General features: G+C 74.8%; 4 protein-coding genes. 2 read left to right on the top strand and 2 right to left on the bottom strand.

The window, feature by feature from the left end; genetic code table 11:
• Positions 1-48: 48 nt before the first annotated feature.
• Together ACFV0G_RS31820 and ACFV0G_RS31815 are read right to left on the bottom strand one after the other, a co-directional pair.
• Entirely contained in the window at positions 49-1,158 is a 1,110-nt protein-coding gene (locus ACFV0G_RS31820) for a mechanosensitive ion channel family protein (RefSeq protein ID WP_380555514.1), read from the bottom strand.
• A 566-nt stretch (positions 1,159-1,724) separates the two neighbouring features.
• Positions 1,725-1,901: a hypothetical protein gene (locus ACFV0G_RS31815; protein WP_380555512.1), complete on the bottom strand. Its 177-nt coding sequence runs from the start codon at positions 1,899-1,901 to the stop codon at positions 1,725-1,727.
• Positions 1,902-1,995: 94 nt separating this feature from the next.
• On the opposite strand from ACFV0G_RS31815, the gene ACFV0G_RS31810 reads away from it, so the two are divergent.
• Positions 1,996-2,397 carry a VOC family protein gene (locus ACFV0G_RS31810; RefSeq protein ID WP_380555510.1) on the top strand — a complete coding sequence of 134 codons (402 nt, stop codon included), beginning with the start codon at positions 1,996-1,998 and terminating at the stop codon, positions 2,395-2,397.
• A 171-nt stretch (positions 2,398-2,568) separates the two neighbouring features.
• The gene (locus ACFV0G_RS31805) at positions 2,569-3,282 is read left to right on the top strand and encodes a GNAT family N-acetyltransferase (protein ID WP_380555508.1); all 714 of its coding nucleotides are present in this window, start codon (positions 2,569-2,571) and stop codon (positions 3,280-3,282) included.
• Positions 3,283-3,408 lie beyond the last annotated feature (126 nt).

Below are 3,408 nucleotides of genomic sequence, written 5' to 3'. Positions count from 1 at the left end.
CGGGCGGGCGGGCCGCGCCCTTCCGGCCCGCGCGGGCCCGGGCGCCGGCTACCGCCGCGGGTCCGCCAGCGCCTCGGACGAGGCGACCCACTGGTGGGGCACCTGCGGGAGGGACGGCAGTGCGCGCGCCCCGTCCTGCTGGAGCGAGACCGTGTACGTGGGCGCGGGGATCGAGATGCCCTCCTCCCGGTACCGCCGGTGCAGGCGCTTGATGAACTCGTGCTTGATCCGGTACTGGTCGCTGAACTCGCCGACGCCCAGCTTCACCGTGAAGTTGATCCTGGAGTCCGCGAAGGTGTGGAAACGGACGACGGCCTTGTGGTCGGGCACGCCACCGCTGACGTCGGCCATCACGCTGTCGACGACGTCGAGGGTGACCCGCTCCACGTGGTCCAGGTCGCTGTCGTAGCCGACCCCGACCTGGACCAGGATCGACAGCTTCTGCTCGGGCCGGGAGAAGTTCGTCATGTTCGTCCGCGCCAGGCGGCCGTTGGGGATGATCACCAGGTTGTTCGACAGGTTGCGCACCACGCTGTTGCGCCAGTTGATGTCGACGACGTACCCCTCCTCCCCGCTGGTGAGCCGGATGTAGTCACCCGGCTGGACGGTCTTCGAGGCGAGGATGTGCACACCCGCGAAGAGGTTGGCGAGGGTGTCCTGCAACGCCAGCGCGACCGCGAGACCGCCCACCCCGAGGGCGGTGACCAGAGGGGCGATCGACACCCCGACGGTCTCCAGGGCCACCAGGACGCCCATCGACAGCACCACGATCCGGGTGATGTTGACGAAGATGGTCGCGGACGCCGCAACGCCCGTCCGGGACGCGGCCACCGACTGCACCAGCCCGGCCACCACGCGGGCCGCACTGAACGTCGCGATGACGATGAGCACGGCCGTCAGCGACTGGTCGACCAGCCCGCGGATCCGCGCGATGAGCGGCAGGGCCGAAGCGGCCACAGCCGCCCCGGCGGCCACGGCCGCCCAGGGGACGATGGTGCGCAGCGCGTCGACGATGATGTCGTCCCCGCCCCACTTGGTCCTGCTCGCGTGCTTGCCCAGCCACTTCATCAGGGCCCGCAGCACCAGACCGGCCGCACAACCGGAGGCCAGCGCGATACCGGCCACCACCCAGTCGTGCAGGACCAGGTCCCGGGTCACCGGCCCGCCCCCGCAGCGCGGAGGGCGAGGGAGCGGGCCGCGGCCGGCCGCCGTATGTGCTGTGTCGTCACCTTGTCGCCTGTCAGGTCGTGTGCCACGCAGTTGCGTCGGAGCGGGTGCACACACACTCCGAACGGACTGCCATCCTGCCCCATGGCCCGGTCGCCGCCACAGCCGGACCCGGCGTTCCGGCCGTCGCCCGGCTGCTCCCGATCCTTGCGGTGTGCCCCGTGACGGCCCGGTGGACCTCTCAGGGCCCTTCGGCCGAACCTCCTCCGGTCGGCGTCCGCGTGGCCGGTGCCTCGACCCGGTCGGGGATGCCGGGCACGAGCCGGGCCCAGGCACGGATCGGCACGGCGGGAGTGCCCCGCCCCCGCTGCACGAAGTGCCGCCGGTCCCGGAGGACGCACCGGCGGCGCCGCACGTACACGACCGTCCCGACGCGCGTCAGCCTGCACCCGCTGAGCGCCACGCCCGGCACCCCGCCGATTCGCCCGCGGGAGCAGCTCGCCGATCACCCGCCGCCCTGACCGGGGCCGTCCGCCCGGTCCGGGGAGCCGGTCGGCTCAGGCGTCGGGGCTCGCGGCGGTGGGCACCCGGCCGGGGGTGTCCACGACTGCGCGGGCGAGGACGGCGACGGAGGCCACCTCGTCGCCGGCCCTGCCCCAGGGGCCGTCCTTGAGCAGGACGGTGCGTTCGCCGAGCAGGTGCAGGGTCTGCCGGTCGGTCAGGAAGGACTCCACATCCCTTCGGTGTCCGCGGCGGCGGAGCGGTTCCAAGGATTCCCCGCGCCCCGTACGCGTGCCGCGGACCCCGGCCGCCCGTAGGCTGCGGTGCATGATCGACTCGACGACCCGGATCCGGATCGCCCGCCCCTCGCGGGACCTCGCCGCCGCGGAGCGCTTCTACGTACAGGGCCTGGGGCTGGAGGTGCTGTGGCGCACCACCGAGCGGGTGTCCGGTGAGCACGACCTCCTGATGGTGGGGCTGCCCGGCGGCGGCTGGCACTTCGAGCTGACCCGCGATCCGGAGCGGCCGCTCGACCCGACGCCCACCGCGGACGACCTCTTCGTCGTCTATCTCGGCGCTCCGGTCGACGAGGCCCTGGTGGACCGGCTGGTGGCGGCCGGGGGTACGCGGGTGCCTGCCCACAACCCCTACTGGGACGAGTTCGGGGTGACCGTCGCGGACCCGGACGGCTACCGGCTGGTGCTCTGCTCGCGCACCTGGAACGCCTGACCGCCGCAGTCGACCGCTGACCTGCGGCCGGCCCGGCTCCGGCCCGGCCTCGGACAGGAGACCGTCCGCGAACCGGCGGCCGGCATGCCTACCATGGCCGGTGGCAGGCGGTTCGCCCGCCGACCGGCCGCGCCGCGCACGGCCCGTACCCGAGATCGGAGCAGCACCGCCATGCCCACGGCAGAGCCGTCCCACCCGCTGGACAACCCGGTGCGGTCCGCACTGACCGGCCCGCACGCCCGCTTCGCCGAGCGGCGCGGCCGGCTGCTGCGCTACCCGGCCGAGGTGACCACCTTCCTCGGGCTCCCGGACGACCCGGCCGCCGAGGACTGGGACGACGTCGCGGCGCTCCTCGGCCCGGGCGGCGCCGCGCTGACCGCCGGCCTGGCCGCACCGCACCCGGCGGACTGGCCGGTGGTCTTCGCACTGGACGGCGTCCAACTGGTCGGCGAGGACGTCGCGGCCGCCCCCGACCCGGAGGCCGTCCGGCTCGGCCCGGCCGACGTGCCGGAGATGCTGGACCTGGTCCGGCGCACCAGGCCCGGGCCGTTCTTCAGCCGCACCATCGAGCTAGGCACCTACCTGGGCATCCGCCGCGACGGCGTGCTCGTCGCGATGGCGGGCGAACGGTTCCACCCGCCGGGCCACACCGAGATCAGCGCCGTCTGCACCGACGACGCCCACCGCGGGCAGGGCCTGGCGACCCGGCTGATCCACGCCGTCGCGGCGGGCATCCAGGAGCGCGGCGAGATCCCGTTCCTGCACGCCGCCGCCGACAACACCGGTGCGATCCGGCTCTACGAGTCCCTCGGGTTCCGGCTGCGCCGCAGCGTCGCCTTCCGTGGCTCCCTGGTCCCGGAGGACGCGCCGGCCGGGCCCCGCTGACCCGGCCCGGGCGCGGCGCCGCTCAGTCGGCGGCGGGGGGGCGGGCGGGGGGCCGGGTGGCGGTGGACTCCCCCCGGGGGGCGATCTTCTCCGGGATCGTGGCAGCCGGCCGGGCCCGGGGCGAGG

It is taken from the genome of Kitasatospora sp. NPDC059571, from assembly GCF_042735675.1.
In the GTDB taxonomy this organism is placed as follows: domain Bacteria; phylum Actinomycetota; class Actinomycetes; order Streptomycetales; family Streptomycetaceae; genus Kitasatospora.
The sequence above is the reverse complement of the archived record's forward strand: the minus strand, read 5'-3'. Positions and strand labels throughout refer to the sequence as shown.